Origin of the sequence: Enterobacter cloacae complex sp. SHL022 (genome assembly GCF_049237785.1) — a bacterium.
GTDB lineage: Bacteria > Pseudomonadota > Gammaproteobacteria > Enterobacterales > Enterobacteriaceae > Enterobacter > Enterobacter hormaechei_C.
This window is the reverse complement of the sequence record NZ_JBMKJH010000012.1, coordinates 79,147-103,127: the sequence shown is the minus strand read 5'-3', so window position 1 is coordinate 103,127 and position 23,981 is coordinate 79,147. Positions and strand designations below refer to the sequence as shown.

The following is a 23,981-nucleotide window of genomic DNA, read 5'->3' as shown; positions in this document are numbered from 1 at the left end:
TACCTGAATGCGGGCAAAAGGCTTTTCCCTTCGTCATTGACATGTAAGTGAAAGCCCTGCGAAATGTAAGAGATTTGCCCTTAAGCGTATGAGAAATTTAAGAGAAATCGCAGGGGCTAAAAAACTCAAGATATTAAAATTCAAAGAGTTATTAATGAGTAATTATCTGAAAATCCGGTTTTGTACCTTTTCGTTGCTTGTTAGTTTAAAGGAACAAGGTAAAGTGTGTGCTACGGCGAGGATGCCAACAGGATAACGACTTAAGGATAAGGGTCAGGAGCGCCAGGAGGCGAAGACTCAGGATTGTCAGGACGACCGGCGCCTGGAGGCGTTTTTAACAGGAAACGGAACCGTATCACGGACGGTAGTAGCCAAGGGATAAACAGGGTTTGTTGCAGGCAAACAGGGAATGTCTGACCCGTTAAGGGTTGTGAGTCAGGAAAAAAGGCGACAGATTGCTCTGTCGCCTTTTTTCTTTGCTTGCTTTCTGCTAGATTTCGCCGCAATTCTATACTGAAGAAAACGACTTAAAGATAAAACATCATGAAAAAACCGACCTCCGCTGCGGGCGCGAAACGCCCTGCAAAAGCACGCCGCAAAACGCGCGAAGAACTGAATCAGGAAGCGCGCGATCGCAAACGCGATAAAAAACATCGTGGCCATGCTGCGGGTAGCCGTGCTAACGGTGGCGGTGCCGCAGGCGCTTCTGCAAAAGGCAAACAGCAGAAAGATCCTCGTATCGGCAGTAAAACTCCCATTCCACTGGGCGTGACAGACACCCCGGTCACTAAGCAGCACAAACCAAAGAGCGAGAAACCTATGCTTTCACCGCAGGCTGAGCTGGATTTGCTGGAGAACGATGAGCGCCTGGACGCGCTGCTGGAACGTCTTGAAGAGGGTGAAACCTTGACCGCCGAAGAGCAGTCATGGGTGGATGCCAAACTGGATCGCATCGACGAGCTGATGCAGAAGCTGGGTCTGTCTTACGATGACGAAGACGACGAAGAAGAAGACGAAAAGCAGGAAGATATGATGCGTCTTCTGAAGGGTGGAAACTAACATTTGCACCCGGCAGGTACACTCGTCCTGCTTATAACCCTTCCGGTTATATGTTATCTGGTGTGGTTATTCGTTAAACTACGGCGGTTGTCGCGGCGACAGAAGTGGCTGCGCACCCGAATGATGGCCCGCAACGGGACCAGAACGGGCCGCCGTATACGAACGCGACACCAACGGAAGGAGTGAGCATGTCTGTACCATCTATCGACTGGGATTTGGCCCTGATCCAGAAATATAACTATTCCGGGCCGCGTTATACCTCATACCCCACCGCGCTGGAGTTTTCTGACGCTTTCGGCGAGGCGGATTTTCAGCATGCTGTGGTGCGCTATCCCGAGCGCCCGCTGTCGCTCTACGTCCATATTCCATTCTGCCATAAGCTCTGCTACTTCTGCGGCTGCAATAAAATCGTTACCCGCCAGCAGTACAAAGCCGATCAATACCTCGATGCGCTCGAACAGGAAATTCTGCACCGCGCACCGCTGTTTAAAGGGCGTCACGTTAGCCAGCTTCACTGGGGCGGTGGTACGCCAACCTATCTGAATAAAGCGCAGATCAGCCGCCTGATGGCGCTGCTGCGCGACAATTTCAGTTTTAACGACGACGCCGAAATTTCGATCGAGGTCGATCCACGTGAAATCGAGCTGGATGTGCTGGATCATTTACGCGCTGAAGGCTTCAACCGCCTGAGTATGGGCGTACAGGACTTCAATAAAGAAGTACAGCGCCTGGTAAACCGCGAGCAGGACGAAGCGTTTATCTTTGCCTTACTCAACCATGCGCGTGAAATCGGCTTTACCTCAACGAATATAGACCTGATTTACGGCCTGCCGAAGCAGACGCCGGAGAGCTTCGCCTACACGCTTAAACGCGTGGCTGAGCTTAACCCGGACCGTCTGAGCGTCTTTAATTACGCGCACCTGCCGACGCTGTTCGCCGCTCAGCGCAAAATCAAAGATGCGGATCTGCCTTCCGCCCAGCAGAAGCTAGACATTTTGCAGGAGACCATCGCCTCGCTGACCGAAACCGGCTATCAGTTTATCGGGATGGATCACTTTGCCCGCCCTGACGACGAACTGGCAATTGCCCAGCGCGAAGGTGTTCTCCACCGTAACTTCCAGGGTTACACCACCCAGGGCGATACCGATCTGCTCGGAATGGGCGTCTCCGCCATTAGCATGATTGGCGACTGCTACGCTCAGAACCAGAAAGAGCTGAAGCTGTACTACCAGCAGGTTGATGAAACGGGTAACGCATTGTGGCGCGGCATTGCGTTAACGCGTGACGACTGCATCCGTCGTGATGTGATTAAGGCGCTTATCTGCAACTTCCGTCTCGAATTCCGCGAGGTGGAGTCGCAATGGGATCTGCAATTCAGCGATTACTTTGCCGAAGACCTGAAACTCCTTGCGCCGCTGGCGAAGGACGGGCTGGTGGATGTGTCGGAAAGCGCGGTGGTCGTCACGCCGAAAGGACGTCTGTTGATTCGTAATATCTGCATGTGCTTCGATGCCTATCTACGTCAGAAGGCGCGTTTACAGCAGTTCTCGCGGGTGATTTAAGTTGAAAAGCCGGGTAAGCGAAGCGCCACCCGGCTTTTCATCAACAGCTCGTTAGCTAAACAGCCCAACCAGCGCCGCACACAGCACCGCCGCAACGGCAGTTTGTGGCGTGTGGCTTTCTGCTGCTCCGCTCGAAAGCAAAGTCACTAATGATTCCAGCATGATGCTCCCCCCTGTTTCCGGGCACGATCATACAAAACTCATCGGAACAGTAAAGCGCAAAATAACGGCACTTTGCGCTCAATTAGTAACCTTTACACAGCGGAGTAAGATCACTCCATTCCCAGCTCTTTCAGCTTGCGCGTCAGGGTGTTTCGACCCCATCCCAACAGGCGAGCCGCTTCCTGTTTGTGGCCCTGGGTATGACGAAGCGCGGTAGTTAACAGCGTGCGCTCCATCTCAGGCTGCGCTTCGGAGAGCAGATTTTGATGACCGGAACGCAGCGCGCGATCTGCCCACTGCGCCAGCAGCGTCGCCCAGCTGTCCGGCAGCGCATGTCCGGCGGTGCTTTCGGGCACGGTGGCTTCAAACAGCTCGGCGGGGAGATCCTGAATCAACACTTCCTGTCCGGCGGCCATCACGGTCAGCCAGCGACAGGTGTTTTCCAGCTGACGCACGTTGCCAGGCCACGCCAGACGGGTGAGGGCGGCATCCGTTTCCGGATGAAGCTGCTTGGCTTCCACGCCCAGCTCGCGGGCCGCCACTTGCAGGAAATGGCGCGCCAGACGCGGGATATCTTCCCGACGCTCGCGCAGCGGCGGCAGGTGGACACGGATCACGTTCAGACGATGGAATAAATCCTCACGGAATTTCCCCTCCTGCACGCGCAGCTCCAGGTTCTGGTGCGTCGCGGCAATAATACGCACGTCCACCTTCACCGGCGCATACCCGCCCACGCGGTAAAACTGGCCATCTGCCAGCACGCGCAGCAGTCGGGTCTGAACATCCAGCGGCATATCGCCGATTTCATCCAGGAAAAGCGTGCCGCCGTCAGCCTGTTCAAAGCGTCCCTGACGAATGGTATTGGCTCCGGTAAACGCCCCTTTTTCGTGGCCGAACAGCTCAGATTCAATTAAATCCTTAGGGATCGCTGCCATGTTCAGGGCGATAAAGGGGGCTTTCGCCCGCGGGCTGTGGCGATGCAGGGCGTGTGCAACCAGCTCTTTACCGGTCCCTGATTCACCGTTAATCAAGACGCTGATAGACGAGCGCGACAGACGCCCGATGATGCGAAACACGTCCTGCATGGCCGGCGCTTCACCGATGATGTCCGTCGTAGGCCCGAAATCCGGCGCGTGGCGGGGCTGCTGTTGCTCCTGATAGTGGCTGATGGCGCGTTCGACCAGGGCAACGGCTTCGTCGATATCAAACGGTTTTGGCAGATAATCAAACGCCCCCTGCTGGTAGGCGCTAACGGCGGCATCCAGGTCGGAGTGGGCGGTCATTATGATGACCGGAAGCATGGGGTGGCGCTGTTTGATCTGCTTTAAGAGCGCCAGTCCGTCCATGCCCGGCATGCGAATATCCGAGAGCAGAACGTCCGGCGTTTTGGTGGTGAGTGCGTCGAGCACCTCGCTGCCGCTCTCAAACGTCGTGCAGCTTAATCCCGCTCCTGTGAGTGCGCGTTCAAGCACCCAACGGATGGAGCTATCGTCATCGACTACCCAGACTATCCCTCGTTGCATAAACGTCACCTTTATTTTTTAATCGGCAGGAAAACCGAAAACTCGGTATGTCCCGGCCAACTGGTAAATTCAATTTTGCCGGAGTGTTGGTCAATCAAATTTCGGGCTATGGATAACCCCAGCCCGGTGCCGCCTTCGCGACCGCTGACCATCGGGTAGAACAGAGTGTCCTGGAGATGCGGCGGGATCCCCGGCCCGTTATCTTCCACATCAATACGTGCCGCCAGACGATAACGCACGCCGTGCAGCGTCAGCTGGAACGCGGTGCGGGTACGCAGAATAATTTCGCCACCCTCCGGGCCCAGCGCCTGCAACGCGTTACGCACAATGTTCAACAGCACCTGTTCAATCTGGTCCGGATCGTGCGCCAGCTCCGGCAGGCTTGGGTCGTAATCACGCACCAGCGTGACGTTATCCGGCAGCTCCATAGAGACGAGTTTCACCACCCGCTCCGCGACCTTGTGAATGCTTTCTGAAACATGCATCCCCGGCTGCTGTGGCCCGAGCAGGCGATCGACCAGATTACGCAGACGGTCCGCCTGCTCAATAATGACGTTGGTATACTCCGCCAGGGCAGGGTCAGGCAGCGCTTTGGTCAAAAGCTGTGCCGCACCGCGTAAGCCGCCCAGCGGGTTTTTGATCTCATGGGCCAGCCCGCGCACCAGGTCGCGCGCCGCAATCTGCTGCGCATGCTGAAGCTGCTCCTGGCTGAGACGACGTTGGTTATCCATCGGCGCCATTTCCAGCAGAATCATGCCATCTGGCAGGCGCTGTGCGGTGAGGGACAAAATATGCGAGCGTCCGTCAATCACCAGCGTCACTTCGTTATCGGTGAAGCCCTGACCCGCCTGCAAACTCTCCTGCATCAGACCAATATTCAGCGAGAAATAGCTCAGCAGTTCCGGCAGCGGCGTGCCAAACAGTTTTCTGGCGCTTTGGGCGAGCAGCTGTTGCGCCGCCGGGTTGGCGTAATGCACCGCCAGCTCGTCGTCGACCAGCAAAATACTGTTAATCAAAGAATTGAGGATCTGCCCAGCATCGGGCAGCGTGCCAGTTGCCATTCAGCAGTCTCCTGGAGTCGTTGCACTATTTTAGTGCAGTATAGCGTTTTAGAGGTAAAAAGCGCGTGAGATCAGGTTGTTGGTGGAGAAAAAAGCCCATCCGAAGATGGGCTAAAGTTTCCACGGCAACTACTCCCGACGCGTATGCGCCGGGTAAAACAAAACAATTAAACGCTGTAGTACAGTTCAAACTCAACCGGGTGCGGCGTCATGCGAACGCGGTCGTTTTCTTCGGTACGCAGCGCGATGTAAGCGTCGATAGCTTCATCGGTGAACACGCCGCCAGCGGTCAGGAACTCGCGGTCTGCGTCCAGCGCTTGCAGGGCTTCTTCCAGAGAGCCGGCAACCTGTGGGATCTCTTTCGCTTCTTCTGGCGGCAGGTCGTACAGGTTTTTGTCCATGGCTTCGCCCGGGTGGATCTTGTTCTTGATACCGTCCAGACCGGCCATCAGCAGTGCTGCGAAGCACAGGTATGGGTTAGCCGCCGGGTCCGGGAAGCGCACTTCGATACGACGCGCTTTCGGAGACGCAACCACCGGGATACGGATAGAAGCAGAACGGTTACGGGCAGAGTACGCCAGCATCACGGGTGCTTCGTAGCCTGGAACCAGACGCTTGTAGGAGTTCGTGGTCGGGTTCGCCAGGGCGTTGATCGCTTTAGCGTGTTTGATAACACCGCCGATGTAGTGCAGCGCCTGCTCAGACAGACCCGCATACTTGTCACCAGAGAACAGGTTGGTGCCGTTCTTGGACAGGGACATGTGGCAGTGCATGCCGGAACCGTTGTCGCCAAACATTGGTTTTGGCATGAAGGTCGCGGTTTTACCGAAACGGTGCGCAACGTTGTGTACAACGTATTTGTAGATCTGAATCTCATCCGCTTTTTTGGTCATGGTGTTGAAGCGGGTAGCGATCTCGTTCTGGCCAGCCGTTGCCACTTCGTGGTGGTGCGCTTCAACAACCAGGCCCATCTCTTCCATGATCAGACACATGGTAGAACGGATGTCCTGTGAAGAATCGACCGGAGGAACCGGGAAGTAACCGCCTTTCACGCCCGGACGGTGACCTTTGTTACCACCTTCGTACTTGGTGGAAGAGTTCCATGCGCCTTCGATGTCATCGATAGCGACGTGGGAGCCAGAAATGGAAGCACCAAAACGGATGTCGTCGAACAGGAAGAACTCTGGCTCTGGCCCGAACAGAACGGTGTCTGCGATGCCGGTAGAGCGCAGGTACTCTTCAGCGCGTTTTGCGATGGAGCGTGGGTCACGGTCATAGCCTTGCAGCGTGCCAGGTTCCAGAATATCGCAGCGGATGATCAGCGTAGGTTCTTCGTAGAACGGGTCAATGAGCGCAGTGGTTGCATCTGGCATCAGAACCATGTCGGATTCGTTAATGCCTTTCCAGCCGCCAATGGAGGAGCCGTCAAACATTTTGCCTTCTTCAAAGAATTCGGCGTTCACCTGATGAGCAGGGATCGTGACGTGCTGTTCTTTACCTTTAGTATCGGTGAAGCGCAGATCAACAAACTTCACTTCATGTTCGTTCAGCATCGTCAAAACGTGTTCAGCGGACATACTTAACTCTCCAGATTGGTCATTGTCGTCGTGGTAACGAGGTCTTCAAATCGGCTGGGCTGCCATATTTTTACTGTATTTCTGTAAAGCGAAATCTGTGCCAACTTTTAAAACACCCCAAAAAGGCGTTATCATGCGCACCATAGTGCAGAAGGGCTGCACCACATTGGATTTGTTGCACCATTATAGTGCTTCTGTGTGAACATCGAGCACCATATTGGTGCAATTTACGTTAAAGTGCCCTTTTACCGCTCCGTGAAAGCGATCACAAAGCATCTCTGCAATACTTGTTTGCGGGGGATGTTTGTGATCCTGTTTTGTAGTGCGATTAATCCGTGTACAATAACGCGCTATTTCTAAATGCCTGAGGCAAAGTTGTGATCGAAAAATTGCGTAATATCGCCATCATCGCGCACGTCGACCATGGTAAAACTACCCTGGTTGATAAGCTGCTACAGCAGTCCGGTACGTTTGATGCTCGTGCCGAAACTCAAGAGCGTGTGATGGACTCCAACGATTTGGAGAAAGAGCGTGGGATTACCATCCTCGCCAAAAACACCGCTATCAAATGGAATGACTACCGTATCAACATCGTTGATACCCCAGGGCACGCCGACTTCGGTGGTGAAGTTGAGCGCGTGATGTCCATGGTGGATTCCGTGCTGCTGGTGGTTGACGCATTTGATGGCCCTATGCCGCAAACGCGCTTCGTGACCAAAAAAGCATTTGCCCACGGCCTGAAACCTATCGTTGTGATCAACAAGGTTGACCGTCCTGGCGCGCGTCCTGACTGGGTTGTTGACCAGGTCTTCGACCTGTTCGTTAACCTCGACGCGACCGACGAACAGCTGGACTTCCCTATCGTTTATGCGTCTGCGCTGAACGGTATCGCCGGTCTGGATCACGAAGACATGGCGGAAGACATGACTCCGCTGTACCAGACGATTGTTGACCGCGTTCCTGCGCCAAACGTTGACCTGGAAGGCACCCTGCAAATGCAGATCTCTCAGCTCGACTACAACAACTATGTTGGCGTAATCGGCATTGGTCGTATCAAGCGCGGTAAAGTGAAGCCTAACCAGCAGGTCACTATCATCGATAGCGAAGGGAAAACCCGTAACGGTAAAGTCGGTAAAGTGCTGACTCACCTGGGTCTTGAGCGTATCGAGAGCGACATCGCTGAAGCGGGCGACATCATCGCTATCACCGGTCTGGGTGAACTGAACATCTCCGACACCATCTGCGATCCGCAGAACGTCGAAGCGCTGCCAGCCCTGTCCGTTGATGAACCAACCGTATCCATGTTCTTCAACGTCAACACCTCTCCGTTCTGTGGTAAAGAAGGTAAGTTCGTTACCTCTCGTCAGATCCTTGACCGCCTGAACAAAGAGCTGGTGCACAACGTTGCGCTGCGCGTTGAAGAAACCGAAGACGCTGATGCATTCCGCGTTTCGGGTCGTGGTGAGCTGCACCTGTCTGTTCTGATTGAGAACATGCGTCGTGAAGGTTTCGAGATGGCGGTTTCCCGTCCGAAAGTTATCTTCCGCGAAATCGATGGCCGTAAACAAGAGCCGTTCGAAAACGTAACGCTGGACGTTGAAGAGCAGCACCAGGGTTCTGTGATGCAGGCACTGGGTGAGCGTAAAGGCGACCTGAAAAACATGAATCCAGATGGCAAAGGCCGCGTACGTCTCGACTACGTGATCCCAAGCCGTGGCCTGATCGGCTTCCGTTCTGAGTTCATGACCATGACTTCCGGTACCGGTCTGCTGTACTCCACCTTCAGCCACTACGACGACGTTCGTCCGGGCGAAGTGGGCCAGCGTAACAACGGCGTGCTGATCTCCAACGGTCAGGGTAAAGCGGTTGCGTTTGCGCTGTTCGGTTTGCAGGATCGCGGTAAGCTGTTCCTGGGTCACGGTGCTGAAGTTTACGAAGGCCAGATCATCGGTATTCACAGCCGTTCTAACGACCTGACGGTAAACTGCCTGACCGGTAAGAAACTGACCAACATGCGTGCGTCCGGTACTGACGAAGCAACGGTTCTGGTTCCACCGATCAAGATGACGCTGGAGCAGGCTCTGGAATTCATCGATGATGACGAACTGGTCGAAGTGACGCCTCAGTCAATTCGTATCCGTAAACGTCACCTGACTGAGAACGATCGTAAACGTGCAATGCGCGGTGCGAAAGAAGACTAATTCGGTTATGCCGTAGGCCGGGTAAGCGCATGCGCCACCCGGCAACGAAAAAGCCGCTGAGCGATCAGCGGCTTTTTTATTAGAACGAATACCGTAACCCTAAACGGATCCGGTACTGCTCCCGGTTGTAATCATTCCATCGGTCCAGCCACTGTAGCTCAAGATACGGCAGCCAGTTTCTGTCGATTTTATAGCTGAACTTGTTAGTAATTTCCCAGTGATGATCTTTGCCATTTTTGCTGTGGTAATCATTCACCCGCTGGAAAAAGTGCGGCTCAAAGGTGTAGAAAAACGCATCCGTCACTTTGAAATTCCAGTAGTTGGCGAATTCATGCGTGTCGTTCTTATCCATCTGCCCGTTATAGTCCGGCGTATCGTAATTGTTATGGTTATAGCGATAGCGGAACGTCAGATTAAACCAGCCCGTAAATTTGTAATTGGTATCTAAATAAACCGCGCCACCTGATCCTGCGCTGCTGTCATTAATTAAGCCGCCGGGCTGGAAGGTCAGTTTGTCGGTCGGTTTGAAGAGCGGATACCACCCCTCGATTTCGTTATAGCTGTGTTTCAGTTCGTCCCATTTCCCCACGTTATAAGCGTTGGTGAACATCAGTCCCGCGCCCATATCGAAGTTATAGCCCGCACGCAGGATCACTTCGTGCAGCTCTGAGGCGGTGTTGTAGGCTTCGCGCGTTTCGACATAGGCCCCGGCAAATACCGGGCAGGACACAGACGACACGATCAGTACGGTGATGATTCTTTTCATAATTTGTCCATGTATCAGGTACAGAAAGGCCTCCCTCCTGCTAAACAGGAAGGACATAGTGGCCGGATTTATTGTTATAAAGTGACTGCTGACGCTTTATTGTTGGTGGTTATCTCAGGGGTATTCGCTGACTGTTTTTTTCGTTTTCCAATCTCCTCGATAATAAAGGCGAAGCGCGCTTCGTTGAGTTTATAAAACAGCCCCATGGTCACGGCGGCGACGATTGCCAGGCCGCACGGCCAGAGGAAAATAAGCTGACGCAAACCCAGCAGCGTGCCCGCGCTCTGCACGGCATGGGGAACGTAGCCAATCTGGGTCAGCATGATGCCGGGCAGGAAACCGGCGAGCGCGGCGGAGATTTTGCGCGAGAAGGTATAGCCGGTATACACCGACCCTTCGGCGCGAATGCCGGTTTTCCACTCGCCGTAATCAACGGTATCCGGCACCAGCGCCCAGTTCAGGCTATTAACAAACGCCGTGCCGAAGAAGGCCATGCAGGAAAACAGCACGAACAGCAGGGAGCTGGTCCCCCAGAAAAAATTCAGCACGTCGCCCACCGCCCACAGCGTCAGCCCGCCCAGATAGACCGGCTTCTTGCCAAAGCGCTTCACCGCGCCAGGCACCAGAAACACGCCAATCAGAATGCAGCCCATGCTGAAAAAGCCCATCCACGACAGGAGATGCAGATCGTTCAGCACGTACTGGGTGTAATAGACCTGAATCGCCAGCTTGATGTTAAACGCGGCGAGGGTACAGAGGTTGGCGATGCACAGCACCAGCAGCGGCGGATTGCGGAAAATCGCGCAGAATGATTTCAGAATGCCGGGCTTATGGTGATCGGGCGTAAGCTCGACGTAGCGTTCTTTCACCCCGCTGTAGCACCACCACATGCAGAACAGCCCCCCGGTGACGAACACCAGCGCGGCCACCAGATAGCCGAGTGAGGGCTGGCTGATGAACAGCGCCTGAATCGGCATAAAGCCGACGGTGCAGAGCAACAGTCCTACCGTTGCGCCGCCTTGACGCCACGCCGCAAGCTGCGCGCGCTCGTTCGGGTTTTTGGTGATGGCCGGAACCATTGCACCGTAGGCGCAGTTCATCAGGCTGTAGCAGAGGCCAAACATCATGAAGAGCACGGTGGCGAGGGCCGTTTTCACCGTCAGGCTAAAGTCGTTGGCCATAAACTGCGCCGTCGCGACCAGCGCCACCGGAACGGAGGCGTAAAGTATGAATGGCCTGAACTTCCCCCTCGGGCCAATGTTACGCCGGGAATCCAGCAGCACCCCGGTCAGCATGTCGGTGAACGCGGTAAAGAACTTGGCGACCAGAAAAATGATGCCGCCGTAGAACGCGGGCATGCCCAGCTCGTCCGTGTAAAACTTAAGCAGATACAGCGTGCCAATACACAGCATCAGGTTCGAGCCAAAATCACCCATCCCGTAGGCGCACTTCTCTCGCAGGCTCAATTTCAGGGTTAACGGATCAGTATTATGTGTCATGGTCGATCCTCAAAGCGCCCCGCAGGGCGCTCAATCACGTCATTTATGCCGTACGTTTGCGCAGTTCGATCTCTTCCACTATGCGCACATACATCTTCTCGTTGAGGTTGTAGAAGCAGCCCATCGCCACGATGGTGATGACCGCCAGCAGGCTCGGGTAGATAAATATCAGCTGCCGCAGCCCTTCAACCGTCCCGGCGGACTGCACCACGTTCGGCACATAGCCGATCTGGGTGAGCATGATCCCCGGGAAGAAGCCCGCCAGCGCCTGCGAGACCTTCCTGAAGAAGGTAAAGCCGGTGTAGACCGTTCCCTCGGAGCGCACGCCGGTGCGCCACTCGCCGTATTCCACGGTATCGGACACCAGCGCCCAGTTCAGGCTGTTCACGAACGCGGAGCCAAAGAACGCCAGGCAGGAGAACGCCACAAAGCTCACCGAGCCGCCGCCGAAGAAGTAGTTAAGCAGATCGCCCGCCACCCAAATCATCAGCCCGCTGATGTAGACCTTTTTCTTGCCGAAGCGCCGCACCGCGCCGGGCATCATAAAGACGCCGATAAAAATACAGCCCATGCTGAAGAAGCCCATATACGACAGCAGGATCGGGTCGTTCAGCACGTACTGCGTGTAGTAGACCTGAATGGCGAGCTTAACGTTAAAGGCGCCCAGCGTGCACAGGTTAGCGATGCACAGGATAAACAGCGGACGGTTCCCGGCGATGGCGCGAAACGACTGCAACAGCCCCGGTTTCTGCGCTGGGTTAGCAGGCTGCGTCTCGACGTAACGCTCGGTTACGCCCTTATAGCACCACCACATAAAGAACAACCCGAACAGCGAGAAGAGGGTGGCGGCAAAGATATAGCCAAGCTGGTCATTGCCTTCAATCAGGTTCATCACCGGAACAAAACCCACGGTACAGAGCAGCAGGCCCAGCGTAGCGCCGCCCTGACGCCAGGCCGCCAGCGAGGCGCGCTCGTCCGGGTTTTTGGTGATGGCGGGCACCATCGCGCCGTAAGAGCAGTTCATCATGCTGAAGAACAGGCCGTACAGCATGAACAGCACCGTCGCCATCACCGTTTTACCGGTGATTTCAAACGGTGTGCCGACGAAGTTGGCAATCGCCAGCAACGTTACCGGGAAGGCTGCATACAGCACAAACGGGCGGAATTTCCCTTTCGGGCCGATCTTGCGCCGGGAATCGAGCATGATCCCGGTGCCCATATCGGTGAAGGCGGTAAAAAACTTCGCAATCAGGAAGATAATCCCGCCGTAGGTGCCCGGCAGCCCCAGCACGTCGGTGTAGAACTTCAGCAGATACAGCGTGCCGATATCAAGCAGGATGTTAGAGCCGAGATCGCCCATCCCGTAGGCGAGTTTTTCTTTAAACGGCAGGCGCAGGGTTGCCGGATCAGAAGTATGTTGACTCATTATTGTTCTCCGTCTGCCCGCAGGTTTCCCCGCGGGCGAGCCTTATCAGATATGACGTAAGGTGCTAAACAGATCGGCCCATTCGCTTTGCTGGCGATAGAAGACCGGCGGTTTGCCGAGCGGGGCATCAACGGTGATGTCACCGCCCTGGCAGGTTTCTCCGGTCCACGCATTGACCCAGGTGTCCTGCGGCAGATAGAGCGACCAGTCGCGGCGTCCCTCTTCATGGACCGGCGCCACCAGCAGATCGCGGCCAAACAGATACTGGTATTTCAGCGTGTAGGCGCGCGCGTCGTCCTCGTAGTGCAGGAAAAGCGGACGCATCACCGGCAGGCCGCTTTTCGCGTTCTGCGCAACCGCAGCTTTGATATACGGCTTCAGGGTGGTGAAGACGGTGGTCATGCGCGCGAAGTGCGCGATGGTTTCCGCGTCGCCGTCGAACTGCCAGTTATCGCCAGGGCGGTTGCCCTCGTGGGTACGCATCATCGGCGTAAAGGCGCTGAAATCACACCAGCGCAGCAGCAGCTCTTTGCTGCGCTTCATCTCGAAGAGCGTCGTATAGCCGCCGATGTCGCTGTGGTGCAGGCCGTGCCCGGTCATCGCCAGCGACAGCGCCGCAGGGATGACGGACGCCAGACCGTCGTCCAGGCTCCAGTCGACGTTCTGATCCCCCGCCCACATCATCACCGAGTGCTTCTGGCTACCGGTGTAGCCTGCGCGCATGAAGAACAGGATCTCCCCGAGCTTGCCGGTCTCCTCCAGCGCTTCGTAGTTACATTTCGCCCACAGGGCAGGCCAGGCGTTATGCATGATCTCCGCGCTCACGCCGTTGTGCAGGAAGGTATCGGTTGGCAGGTACTCCCCGAAATCGGCCATCCAGCCGCCGCAGCCCAGTTCGATCAGGTTCTTTTTAATGACCTCTTTGTACCAGTCGTAGGCTGCCGGGTTGGTCAGGTCGATAACGCCCGCGTAGAACTCGCCGAACTCGACGTGGTAGTCCTTGCCGTCGGCGTTTTTGGTCAGATAGCCGCGTTTCGCAGCCTCTTCGCAGAGATCTTTATCGCTGGCGACGTACGGGTTGATATAGGAGAGGAACTGCACGCCTTCCTCTTTCCACTGCGCAATACGCGCATCAAGCTGCGGATAGAGCGCGCTGTTCCACTTCCAGTTCCACATTACGCGTTTGCCAAAGGAGGTCATGCGGATGCCGGACCAGTCCTGCGCCCAGATGCCGTTCACCTTTACGCCGCCGTTACGCATGGTGTCGAGCTTCTGCTGGCACACCTCGGTGCCGCCCTGGATGCCCAGCGTCACGCCGTCGTACACCCAGTCCGGCAGCTCCGGCTGGCGTCCCAGCAGGCCGGTCAGTTTTTCCAGCAGATCGACGTACGTTTCCGCACATTCGAAGCGCAGCGTGGCGTTATCTTCCCAGAACGCCAGCTCGTGGAAGTCAGGGGCGCTGAAGTCAAAGTTCATGTAGCAGCTGTTATCCACGTGGCAGTAGTACTTCTGGGTGCTCACGAAGGTGGGCTGCGGGAAGAAGGTCCAGTAGTAGTCACCGCCCGCGTTCTCTTTGCAGTCGGCCTGCCAGGTGACGTAGGTCTGCTTATTGCGGCCCACGCCCTGCTCGCTGGTCCACAGCGGGAACGGCTTGCCGCGCAAATCGAAATACGAGAACTGCTCGCCGCAGCCGTAAATATGATCGTCAGGCTGAGCTGCCAGCCGCAACCAGATGCGGTTATGGCTGGTGGCGTCATTTTTCAGCTTCAGCTCCAGACGGCCTTCACCATCCACGCCCACCAGCAGCGTCGCGCTCACCGCGTCGCCGCGGGTAAAGCGGATCGCCCAGCCCGCGCTTTGCTGCGTAACGGTCGCGTTCGTCAGGGCAATCTTTTCGTTGAGCTTGTCTTTAATGCTGAAGTTGCCGCGAAACATCTCGATATCCGCCTCACCTGCGCCAATCCACAGGCAAGGGGCATCCGTGGTGTGGGATAAAATCAGACGGTCCTGCCAGCGCAGGGTGAAGCCACTTTCGTTATTTTTCAGGTCAATATTGTGTAGGGTACGCATAAACACTCCGTCTTTATTATTTGGCCAGGCTATCCAGTAATCCGGCGGCGACGGCAGGGGCTAAGCCCGGCGCCAGCGGCAGGCGGGGGATCACCAGGCAGTGCAGCAGATGGTAAATATCCTGCTTGCCGTCCCAGACTTTGGTGGTCACTTCGTTGTTGGTGTCCAGCTCCTGCCACCAGGATCCGTTTTCGTAATCCATCAGATACTTGATGCAGTAATCCCACCATTTCTGATACCAGGCTTCGTACTGCGCCTCGCCGGTCACGGTATAGAGGGCATAGGCCGTGCCCATCGCCTCGACGATTGGCCAGCGCACGCGTTCGCGCACGATTGGCTTGCCGTCCCAGCCCACGGAGTAGACAAAGCCGTCCGCCCCGTCGGGTGCCCAGGCGTCGCGGATGGTGGCGTGGAACAGTCCTTTCGCATCTTCCAGCAGCCACTCCGGCGGGGTTTCAAAGCGCGCTTCCAGGGCGGCGCGCAGGTGCAGCATCAGGCGGCCCCACTCAATCCAGTGCCCAGGCGTGCCGCCATAGGCGCGGAAGCGGTGGGCGGGGTTATCGATGTTATAGTCGCGGATCGGGTTCCAGTTGGTGTCAAAATGCTCGTTAACGCGGTACTCCCCTTTGCGCGCCACGTCGTGAATAATCACCGAGGCGATGCGCAGGGCGCGGTCGAGCCATTTGCGGTCGTGGGTCACGTCATAAACGATGAGGAAAGCTTCCACGGCGTGCATGTTGGCGTTACCGCCGCGATAGTCTTCCGTTTTGCTGAAGGCTTCGTCCCAGGACTCCAGGCACATCTGCTCCTGTTCGCTCCAGAAGTAGCGCTCAATCACCTCGATGGCGTCGTCCAGCAACTTGCGTGCCTGCGGATGGCCGGTGGTGACGGCGCTCGCCGCGCCCAGCAGAACGAAGAAATGCTGATAGCCCTGCTTGGACGCATCAATCACGCCTTCATCGTTTACGCAGGCGTACCAGCCGCCGTGCTGCTTGTCGCGCAGCGGACCGTTCAGGGCATTAATGCCGTGCTCAACCAGGGCGTACGCGCCGGGGCGCCCCATGTTCGCCGCCACCGCGTACACATGCAGCATGCGGGCGGTGATCCACAGATGTGTGCCCATATCGCTACGCACCTGCCCGTTATTGCCCAGCCAGCCAAAGCCGGTCGGTACGGCGGCGTTTTTACCGAAATCGAGAATGCGGTCGGTCTCTTGTTCGAGCCAGCGGTTATGGCTCAGGGTGTTAAACCATTTCATGTTCGGATCCTTTCTTAACGGCGAGCCATCATTTCGTCGACGATCTCACCCAGACGCTGAAGTTTTGGTACGGAAATATCACGCAGCATCAGCTCGGTGTCCGGCAGGCCAATCACAGAGGACCAGACGGCGCGACCGGCTAAAAAGCCCGATGCCCCCGCCTGCATCGCCACGCTCACCGCGCGCGGGAATAACTTATCGTCAACGCCGGACGAGAGGATCACCCACGGCATGGCGATGTTCTCGTTAAGCTTTTGCGAGGCCGCCAGCAGCTCTTGCTGCGTGCCCTTGCCAAACAGTGGCATCTCCACTTTGTAGAGGTCGGCACCGCTGTCGCCCAGCTCTTTGGCCGCGTCGATAATCGCCTGTTCGCGGTTAAACGCGGCACCGCGACGCGGTGGACGCACCACCGGCTCGATAATGCTCAGCAGACCGTTATCGTGGCACAGCGTATTGAACGCTTTCACCATCTCCAGGCGCTGCTGCGGATCTTCATCGCTGCGCCACAGCACCAGCAGCTTCAGTGCTTTGCCGCCATCGCGTTTGACCGCCTGCGCGTCGACGTTCTTGTCGATCGCCACGCTGTCGACCGGAATACCGTTCCCCGGAATAAACTCGTCGGCGGCCACAATCATCGCGCAGCTTTTGGCCACGGCCTGCTGCTCGACAATCTGGCGATAGCAGAACTGCTGGTCGACGAGAATGGCAGAGGCGTACGGCGACAGAATTTTTGCCGCGTTGACTTTAAAATCGGTCAGGTGCTGGTCGGTTACCGGTACCGGCGCGCCTGCCGCCGCAAACATCAGGCGCATCGCTTCGCGCTGATCCACGGCCAGCATCGCAAAACCGCCGGAAGGTCGGGTGATATCTTTCAGGGTGTACATCGTCATTCATCAGTCCTTTCGTATCAGTGTGTTTTTTTCAGCCCGGCAGATGCGCGAACCTGTTCAAGAATGGCCGTCCAGTCTTCGCGCCCGCGCCCGGCGGCGCGTGCCTGGTTGTAAACTTCGCGGGAGGCCGCGCCCAGCGGCATCGGAACGTGGAGCTGGTTAGCCACGTCGAGGGCGATCCCCAGATCTTTATGCGCAAGGTCGATCATAAAGGCGGGAGAAAGATCCCCTTTCAGCACCTTGTTCGGCCAGGATGTCGTGAAGTGGCCTTTACCCGCCGGCGTGCCGCTCATGACCTTGAGCGCCACGTCAAAGGAGAGGCCAAGCGCTTCGCACAGTACGGCGGCCTCGGCGGAAAGGGCGTTCAGGGCGATGCTCATGTAGTTATTGATAAGCTTCACGCGGATGCCCATGCCTGGCCCGCCGGCGTTAATCAGTTCATTGCCCATCGCCATTAATACCGGGGTGGCGCGCTCAACCTGCTGCGCCGTACCGCCCGCCAGCAGGAGCAGCGTACCGGCGATGGCATGGTCAGAGGTGCGTCCGACGGGCACGTCCATCAGGCTGAAGCCTTGCTCAGCCATGTCGCGTATCAGCGCGTCGGTTTGCAGCGGGTGAATGGTGGACATATCAATGACCAGCGCGTCGCGGGATAATCCTTCGCACACGCCGTGCTCGCCGAACAGGACGCTGCGTACCAGGTCGCCGTTTGGCAGCATGGTAATTACGAATTCCGCGTCCGTTGCTGCCTGTGCGGGCGTAGCCGCCGCCCGAGCGCCGCTCTCTACCAGCGCCTGAACCGCCTGCGGGTTCACATCAAAAACGTTAAGCTGGTGGCCCTGTTTCAACAGATTCTTCGCCATGGGCGCGCCCATCTGTCCTAAGCCGATAAATGCGATTGCTGACATGCCTCTCTCCTGTAACATCGTGTCAATTTTTGCGCGTTTGTAGTGTCTGTTTTTGATCGTATTTGTAATTTATAGTCAAAAAATTGACACGGGTCACTTTTTAAACATTTGGTGAAATTAAAATGAAGGCATCAGAAATCGCAGAAGGAATCACCATGACTCGCATCGTTTGTGTCGGCATTACCGTGCTGGATCGCATCTGGTATCTCGATGATTTACCGAAAGAAGGTGGGAAATATGTCGCAAAAGACTATACGGAAGTGGGCGGTGGCCCGGCGGCAACGGCGGCAGTGGCAGCCGCGAAACTGGGCGCGGAAGTGGATTTTATTGGCCGGGTGGGGGACGACGATACCGGCAGACGGCTGCTCGCGGAGCTGGAATCCCTGGGGGTGAATACCCGCTACACGCGCGTAGTTAAGGGAGCCCGATCGTCGCAATCGGCGGTGCTGGTGGACGCAGGTGGGGAAAGAGTGATTGCCAACTACCCCAGCCCCGATCTCCCTGCGGCGGCAGACTGGCTGCATGAAATCGACTTCTCGCAGTGGGACATTGTCTTAGCCGACGTGCGCTGGCATGACGGGGCAAAACAGGCATTTACCCTGGCCCGCCAGCAGGGCGTACCGACGTTGCTTGATGCGGATGTCACCCCGCAGGACATCGCGGATCTGATTGCCTTAAGCGACCACGCGGCCTTCTCCGCGCCGGGATTGCGGCGTTTAACGCAGCGGGATGAAACCGAAAACGCGCTGAAGAAAGCACAAACGCTCACAAATGGACATGTGTATGTTACGCAGGGGCGAGACGGCTGCTTCTGGCTGGAAAACGGCGCACTGTGTCATCAGCCCGGCTTTGAGGTGAACGTGGTGGATACCACGGGGGCGGGCGACGTGTTCCACGGTGCGCTGGCGGTCAGTCTGGGGCAACAATCGTCCACTTCAGACGCCGTGCGTTTTGCCAGCGCCGTCGCAGCGCTGAAATGCACAAAGCCCGGTGGACGCGCGGGTATACCCGACTGTGATCAAACCCGCTCTTTTTTGTCACTTTTTGTATAAAATGCGGGGCGTGATGGTTTTCAGAGGACAGCCCATGAGCCTTACCGAACTGACCGGCAACCCGCGTCACGATCAGCTGCTGACGCTGATTGCCGATCGCGGCTATATGAACATTGATGAACTGGCGCAGCTGCTGGATGTGTCGACGCAAACCGTGCGTCGGGATATCCGTAAGCTCAGCGAGCAGGGGCTGATCACGCGTCATCATGGCGGGGCGGGCAGGGCATCCAGCGTGATGAACACGGCGTTCGAGCAGCGTGAAGCCTCGCTTACCGAAGAGAAACGGGCGATTGCCGAAGCGATTGCGGACTATATTCCCGACGGTTCGACCATTTTTATCACCATCGGGACGACCGTGGAGCACGTTGCCCGGGCACTGCTTAACCATAATCATCTGCGCATCATCACTAACAGCCTGCGGGTGGCGCACATTCTTTATAAGAATCCGCGCTTTGAGGTGATGGTGCCCGGCGGTACGCTGCGCCCGCATAACGGCGGCATTATCGGTCCTGCGGCAACGGCGTTCGTGTCAGGATTTCGCGCAGATTACCTGGTCACCAGCGTCGGGGCGATAGAGCACGACGGCGCGATGATGGAATTTGACGTTAACGAAGCCAGCGTGGTGAAAACCATGATTGCCCACTCCCGCCACATTTTACTGGCGGCCGATCATACGAAATACCACGCCTCCGCGGCGGTTGAAATTGGCAACGTGGCGCAGGCGACGGCGCTGTTCACTGATGAACTGCCCGGCCCGGCGCTGCAAAATCACCTCAAATCCAGCAAGGTTGAGGTTGTCGAAGTCAATTCCGGAGAAGAACAGCAGGCTGGCTGATCATCCTATGGCCCGATATTGCGATTCGGGCCTTTCCTTTCTCTAAGCTGAATCTGGCGCATAGCTAAAGTTTCTCTTTCCCGCTACAGTTACTTCTCCACGGCGAAAGGAGATAAACATGCTTTATATCTTTGACTTAGGAAATGTAATCGTCGATATCGATTTTAACCGGGTGTTGGGCGCATGGAGCGATTTTAGCCGTGTTCCGCTGGCGACGTTAAAGCAGAATTTCGCGATGGGTGAGACTTTCCATCTGCACGAGCGAGGTGAGATCAGCGACGAAGCGTTCGCAGAGCGTTTCTGCCAGGAAATGGGTCTTTCGTTAAGCTACGAGCAGTTTTCCCACGGCTGGCAGGCCATATTTGTCGCGATCCGCCCGGAAGTGATCGACATCATGCACAAGCTGCGCGAGCAGGGGCATCGTGTTGTCGTGCTGTCTAATACTAACCGCCTGCATACCACCTTCTGGCCGGATGAATACCCGGAAATTCACGCGGCGGCAGATAAAGTGTATCTCTCCCAGGAGATGGGGATGCGTAAACCTGAGGCGCGCATCTATCAGGCAGTATTGCAGGAAGAAGGATTCACGGCAGCGGATGCGGTCTTTTTTGACGACAACGCCGATAATATAGAAGGGGCTAATCAGTTAGGTATCACCTCCATTCTGGTGACCGGAAAAGAGACGATACCGAACTACTTTGCGAAGCAGTTATGCTAAAAACCGTTCATCAAAAAGCCAATCACCACACGCGCCCGCTGAGGGCGTGGCTGAAACTCCTCTGGCATCGCATTGATGAGGACAACATGACCACGCTGGCGGGCAATCTCGCTTACGTGTCGTTGCTCTCGCTGGTGCCGCTGGTGGCGGTGATTTTTGCGCTTTTTTCGGCATTTCCAATGTTTGCCGATGTGAGCATGCAGCTTCGCCATTTTGTTTTCGCAAACTTTATTCCTGCCACCGGCGATGTGATCCAGAACTACATTGAGCAGTTTGTCGCAAACTCCAGCAAGATGACGGCGGTGGGGGCGTGTGGGCTTATTGTTACCGCGCTGCTGCTGATGTACTCCATCGACAGTGCGCTCAACACCATCTGGCGGAGCAAAAAAGTCCGCCCGAAGATTTACTCCTTTGCCGTCTACTGGATGATTTTAACCCTTGGCCCATTGCTGGCGGGGGCAAGCCTGGCGATCAGCTCCTACCTTCTTTCGCTGCGCTGGGCGACCGACTTAAACAGCGTGATCGATAACGTGCTGCGTATCTTCCCGCTGATTTTATCGTGGCTTTCGTTCTGGCTGCTCTACAGCGTGGTACCAACCACGCGCGTACCCAACCGGGATGCCGTGGTGGGTGCGCTGGTCGCGGCGTTGCTCTTTGAGCTGGGCAAGAAAGGATTCGCGCTTTATATCACCATGTTCCCCTCTTATCAGCTGATTTACGGTGTGCTGGCGGTGATCCCCATTTTGTTTGTCTGGGTCTACTGGACGTGGTGTATCGTCTTGCTTGGCGCCGAAATAACTGTCACTCTCGGAGTCTACCGCGAACTCAAAAAAGCAGCAGAAGCTGAAAAACAACAAGAAGCAGACCAACCATGATTGCATTGATTCAGCGCGTAACCCGTGCCAGCGTCACCGTGGCGGATGAGGTGACGGGTGAAATTGGCCCAGGACTTTTGGTGCTCCTGGGTGTCGAAAAAGATGACGACGAACAAAAAGCTAACCGCTTATGTGAGCGCGTGCTGGGCTACCGCATTTTCAGCGATGCGGAAGGCAAGATGAACCTGAACGTTCAGCAGGCGGGCGGCAGCGTGCTGGTGGTTTCCCAGTTTACGTTGGCTGCGGATACCGAACGCGGCATGCGGCCGAGTTTTTCGAAGGGCGCGGCACCGGATCGCGCAGAAGCTCTATACGAGTACTTTGTTGAGCGCTGTCGCCAACAGGACATGAATACACAAACCGGACGATTCGCTGCGGATATGCAGGTTTCGCTGGTGAACGATGGCCCCGTCACATTCTGGCTCCAGGTATGAGCCAACTGGCGGTATGGCCGCGGGTAACAAGAGAGAGTACAGCTATGTATCACCTTCGAGTACCGCAAACGGAAGAAGAATTAGACGCTTATTACCATTTCCGCTGGGAAATGCTGCGCAAACCACTGCATCAACCGAAAGGCTCTGAACGCGACGCCTGGGACGCGATGGCGCACCACCAGATGGTGGTTGATGAAGAGGGCAACCTCGTTGCCGTGGGACGTCTGTACATCAATGCCGACAACGAAGCTTCAATCCGCTTTATGGCCGTTCATCCCTCCGTGCAGGACAAAGGCCTTGGAACGCTGATGGCAATGACGCTGGAATCCGTTGCCCGTCAGGAAGGGGTCAAGCGCGTCACCTGTAGCGCCCGCGAAGATGCCGTTGAGTTCTTTGCCAAGCTTGGTTTCGTGAATCAGGGGGAAATCACCGCCCCGCAAACTACGCCGATTCGTCACTTTTTGATGATCAAACCCATCGCCACGCTGGACGATATTCTCCATCGCGCCGACTGGTGCGGGCAGCTCCAGCAGGCGTGGTATCAGCACATACCGCTCAGTGAAAAAATGGGCGTGCGTATTCAGCAGTATACCGGACAAAAATTTATCACCACCATGCCGGAAACCGGCAACCAGAACCCGCACCATACCCTGTTTGCCGGCAGCCTGTTTTCACTCGCCACGCTCACCGGATGGGGACTGATCTGGCTGATGCTGCGCGAACGTCATCTCGGCGGCACCATTATTCTGGCCGATGCCCATATCCGCTACAGCGCGCCGATCAGCGGCAAGCCGAGCGCGGTAGCTGACCTGGGCGCACTGGGCGGCGATCTCGACCGTCTGGCGCGTGGACGTAAAGCACGCGTACAGATGCAGGTTGAGCTGTTCGGCGATGAAACGCCAGGCGCGGTGTTTGAAGGCACCTATATCGTTCTGCCTGCGAAGCCGTATGGCGCGTATGAAGAGGGTGGGAACGAGGAGGAGTAGTCTCCTTCTCACTCTCGCCCGGCATGGTTAATGCGCCAGGCAATATCTCGCATAATGTCTCGCGCTGACTGGCTAATTCCACCCAACTGGAAGAAGCCGTGAATTACACCCCGCCATTGTTGAGCGGTACACTTCACGCCTTGCGCCGTGAGGCGCTGATAAAGCGCCTCGCCTTCGTCACGTAACGGATCATACTCAGCGGTAACAATATGGACCTTCGGCAGACCGCTAAAGTCGTTGCGCCACAGTGGACTGACTTCAGGATGCTGACGGTCGGCTCCAGCCAGATACATTTCATAGCCGCTAAAAAGGGTATCGCGAGTAATCACGTAATCCATGCCGTTGAGGGTATAGCTTTCAAAACTGGCCGTGGCGTCGAGCATGGGATAGATAAGAATAAGCTGCGCAGGTAGCCACAGCCCTTTAACCTTAAGCCGCAGCGCCGTTACCAGCGCCAAATGCCCTCCTGCGCTGTCTCCACAGAGGGTGAGTCGGTTCTTATCCACGCCTAATTCGTCTGCATACTGCCAGACCAGATTCGCACCTCTTTCAGCATCGTCATGTGCGGCGGGGAAGGTATGCTCCGGCGCCAGTCTGTACTGAATCGCAATCACCCGGCAATTGCCGTAGTAGGCTAACTGACGGAGCTGGTTGTCATGGGTATCAAAGCCGCCGCTGATAAAACATCCGCCGTGGTAGTAGATGGCAGCAGGCAATATTTCAGGCGCATTGAGAGGTGAAAATACCCGAATGGTAAGACCCTCAAGAACAAGCGTCTCCAGCTGAACGCGCGTTTCGGTCTTCCCGGCAAGCTCCGTGCTGGCAATATAGCCTGCTCGTCGTACCTCAATCGTCTGGCGACGCGATGAGGGGCGACCTGCAGCGATAAATCCTTGAACCAGCCGTTCAATACCCTTTTCCAGTGCCATGAAAACACCTTTTAACTGTATGAATGTACAGCTTTATAGCCTGGTTTGATTCAAAAGAAAACAAGAATATTATTGAGGGGAAAAGTCTTGAAAGCTGCTCGCAAAGGCGAGAGCTTTTTTATTATCTGCTTTCGTCACAGACATAAAGTGCGGATGTTGCCTGAGATTTGCCGTGGAAGCGATGCTAAAG

General features: G+C 56.0%; 21 protein-coding genes. 9 read left to right on the top strand and 12 right to left on the bottom strand.

All coding sequences use genetic code 11. The features are described 5' to 3' along the window. The first annotated feature begins 543 nt into the window (after positions 1-543). Entirely contained in the window at positions 544-1,059 is a 516-nt protein-coding gene (gene yihI, locus ACOTZD_RS20670; RefSeq protein WP_014885763.1) for a Der GTPase-activating protein YihI, read from the top strand. 188 nt (positions 1,060-1,247) lie between these two features. After that, complete coding sequence (gene hemN / locus ACOTZD_RS20665; protein ID WP_174402279.1) at positions 1,248-2,621, top strand: oxygen-independent coproporphyrinogen III oxidase; 1,374 nt, start codon at positions 1,248-1,250, stop codon at positions 2,619-2,621. A gap of 51 nt (positions 2,622-2,672) precedes the next feature. Here hemN and ACOTZD_RS20660 read toward each other — a convergent pair whose 3' ends face one another. From ACOTZD_RS20660 to glnA, 4 genes are all read right to left on the bottom strand, one after another. After that, the gene (locus ACOTZD_RS20660; protein WP_017382667.1) at positions 2,673-2,783 is read right to left on the bottom strand and encodes a YshB family small membrane protein; all 111 of its coding nucleotides are present in this window, start codon (positions 2,781-2,783) and stop codon (positions 2,673-2,675) included. 110 nt (positions 2,784-2,893) lie between these two features. After that, complete coding sequence (glnG, locus tag ACOTZD_RS20655; protein WP_003861919.1) at positions 2,894-4,306, bottom strand: nitrogen regulation protein NR(I); 1,413 nt, start codon at positions 4,304-4,306, stop codon at positions 2,894-2,896. Between the two features lie 11 nt (positions 4,307-4,317). Beyond that, the gene (gene glnL / locus ACOTZD_RS20650; RefSeq protein ID WP_003861923.1) at positions 4,318-5,367 is read right to left on the bottom strand and encodes a nitrogen regulation protein NR(II); all 1,050 of its coding nucleotides are present in this window, start codon (positions 5,365-5,367) and stop codon (positions 4,318-4,320) included. A gap of 167 nt (positions 5,368-5,534) precedes the next feature. Further along, complete coding sequence (gene glnA, locus ACOTZD_RS20645) at positions 5,535-6,944, bottom strand: glutamate--ammonia ligase (protein WP_003861925.1); 1,410 nt, start codon at positions 6,942-6,944, stop codon at positions 5,535-5,537. A 377-nt stretch (positions 6,945-7,321) separates the two neighbouring features. On the opposite strand from glnA, the gene typA reads away from it, so the two are divergent. Beyond that, positions 7,322-9,145: a ribosome-dependent GTPase TypA gene (gene typA / locus ACOTZD_RS20640; RefSeq protein ID WP_003861927.1), complete on the top strand. Its 1,824-nt coding sequence runs from the start codon at positions 7,322-7,324 to the stop codon at positions 9,143-9,145. Between the two features lie 79 nt (positions 9,146-9,224). On the opposite strand, the gene ompL is transcribed toward typA, so the two are convergent. From ompL to yihU, 7 genes are all read right to left on the bottom strand, one after another. Continuing rightward, positions 9,225-9,911, bottom strand: coding sequence for a porin OmpL (gene ompL, locus ACOTZD_RS20635; RefSeq protein ID WP_174402278.1), 687 nt, complete (start codon positions 9,909-9,911; stop codon positions 9,225-9,227). A 74-nt stretch (positions 9,912-9,985) separates the two neighbouring features. Next, a complete protein-coding gene (locus ACOTZD_RS20630) occupies positions 9,986-11,410 on the bottom strand; it encodes an MFS transporter (protein WP_103883288.1) in 1,425 nt (474 codons plus the stop codon). 43 nt (positions 11,411-11,453) lie between these two features. Beyond that, positions 11,454-12,836, bottom strand: a complete 1,383-nt coding sequence (locus ACOTZD_RS20625) for an MFS transporter (protein ID WP_003861932.1) — start codon at positions 12,834-12,836, stop codon at positions 11,454-11,456. A 45-nt stretch (positions 12,837-12,881) separates the two neighbouring features. Then, positions 12,882-14,906: an alpha-glucosidase gene (locus tag ACOTZD_RS20620; RefSeq protein ID WP_174402277.1), complete on the bottom strand. Its 2,025-nt coding sequence runs from the start codon at positions 14,904-14,906 to the stop codon at positions 12,882-12,884. 16 nt (positions 14,907-14,922) lie between these two features. After that, complete coding sequence (gene yihS, locus ACOTZD_RS20615) at positions 14,923-16,164, bottom strand: sulfoquinovose isomerase (protein WP_022649846.1); 1,242 nt, start codon at positions 16,162-16,164, stop codon at positions 14,923-14,925. A 14-nt stretch (positions 16,165-16,178) separates the two neighbouring features. After that, entirely contained in the window at positions 16,179-17,054 is an 876-nt protein-coding gene (yihT, locus tag ACOTZD_RS20610) for a sulfofructosephosphate aldolase (RefSeq protein ID WP_003861939.1), read from the bottom strand. A 17-nt stretch (positions 17,055-17,071) separates the two neighbouring features. After that, positions 17,072-17,962, bottom strand: a complete 891-nt coding sequence (gene yihU / locus ACOTZD_RS20605) for a sulfolactaldehyde 3-reductase (RefSeq protein WP_003861941.1) — start codon at positions 17,960-17,962, stop codon at positions 17,072-17,074. A 155-nt stretch (positions 17,963-18,117) separates the two neighbouring features. Between yihU and ACOTZD_RS20600 the strand changes: the two genes are divergently transcribed. The 6 genes from ACOTZD_RS20600 to fabY all read left to right on the top strand — a co-directional run bounded on the left by ACOTZD_RS20600 (position 18,118) and on the right by fabY (position 22,862). Continuing rightward, positions 18,118-19,014 carry a sugar kinase gene (locus ACOTZD_RS20600; protein WP_174402276.1) on the top strand — a complete coding sequence of 299 codons (897 nt, stop codon included), beginning with the start codon at positions 18,118-18,120 and terminating at the stop codon, positions 19,012-19,014. A 34-nt stretch (positions 19,015-19,048) separates the two neighbouring features. Then, on the top strand, positions 19,049-19,849 hold the full coding sequence (locus tag ACOTZD_RS20595; protein ID WP_174402275.1) for a DeoR/GlpR family DNA-binding transcription regulator: 801 nt from the start codon (positions 19,049-19,051) through the stop codon (positions 19,847-19,849). A gap of 118 nt (positions 19,850-19,967) precedes the next feature. After that, positions 19,968-20,567 (top strand): glucose-1-phosphatase, encoded by a 600-nt coding sequence (gene yihX / locus ACOTZD_RS20590; RefSeq protein ID WP_003861947.1) that lies wholly within the window; start codon positions 19,968-19,970, stop codon positions 20,565-20,567. Continuing rightward, positions 20,561-21,442: a virulence factor BrkB family protein gene (locus tag ACOTZD_RS20585; RefSeq protein ID WP_174402274.1), complete on the top strand. Its 882-nt coding sequence runs from the start codon at positions 20,561-20,563 to the stop codon at positions 21,440-21,442. The genes yihX and ACOTZD_RS20585 overlap by 7 nt, the downstream gene beginning before the upstream one ends. After that, positions 21,439-21,876, top strand: coding sequence for a D-aminoacyl-tRNA deacylase (dtd, locus tag ACOTZD_RS20580; protein WP_015569909.1), 438 nt, complete (start codon positions 21,439-21,441; stop codon positions 21,874-21,876). The genes ACOTZD_RS20585 and dtd overlap by 4 nt, the downstream gene beginning before the upstream one ends. A 44-nt stretch (positions 21,877-21,920) precedes the next feature. Continuing rightward, complete coding sequence (gene fabY / locus ACOTZD_RS20575; protein WP_015569910.1) at positions 21,921-22,862, top strand: fatty acid biosynthesis protein FabY; 942 nt, start codon at positions 21,921-21,923, stop codon at positions 22,860-22,862. A gap of 8 nt (positions 22,863-22,870) precedes the next feature. On the opposite strand, the gene ACOTZD_RS20570 is transcribed toward fabY, so the two are convergent. Next, on the bottom strand, positions 22,871-23,791 hold the full coding sequence (locus ACOTZD_RS20570) for an alpha/beta hydrolase (protein ID WP_174402273.1): 921 nt from the start codon (positions 23,789-23,791) through the stop codon (positions 22,871-22,873). Positions 23,792-23,981: the final 190 nt, after the last annotated feature.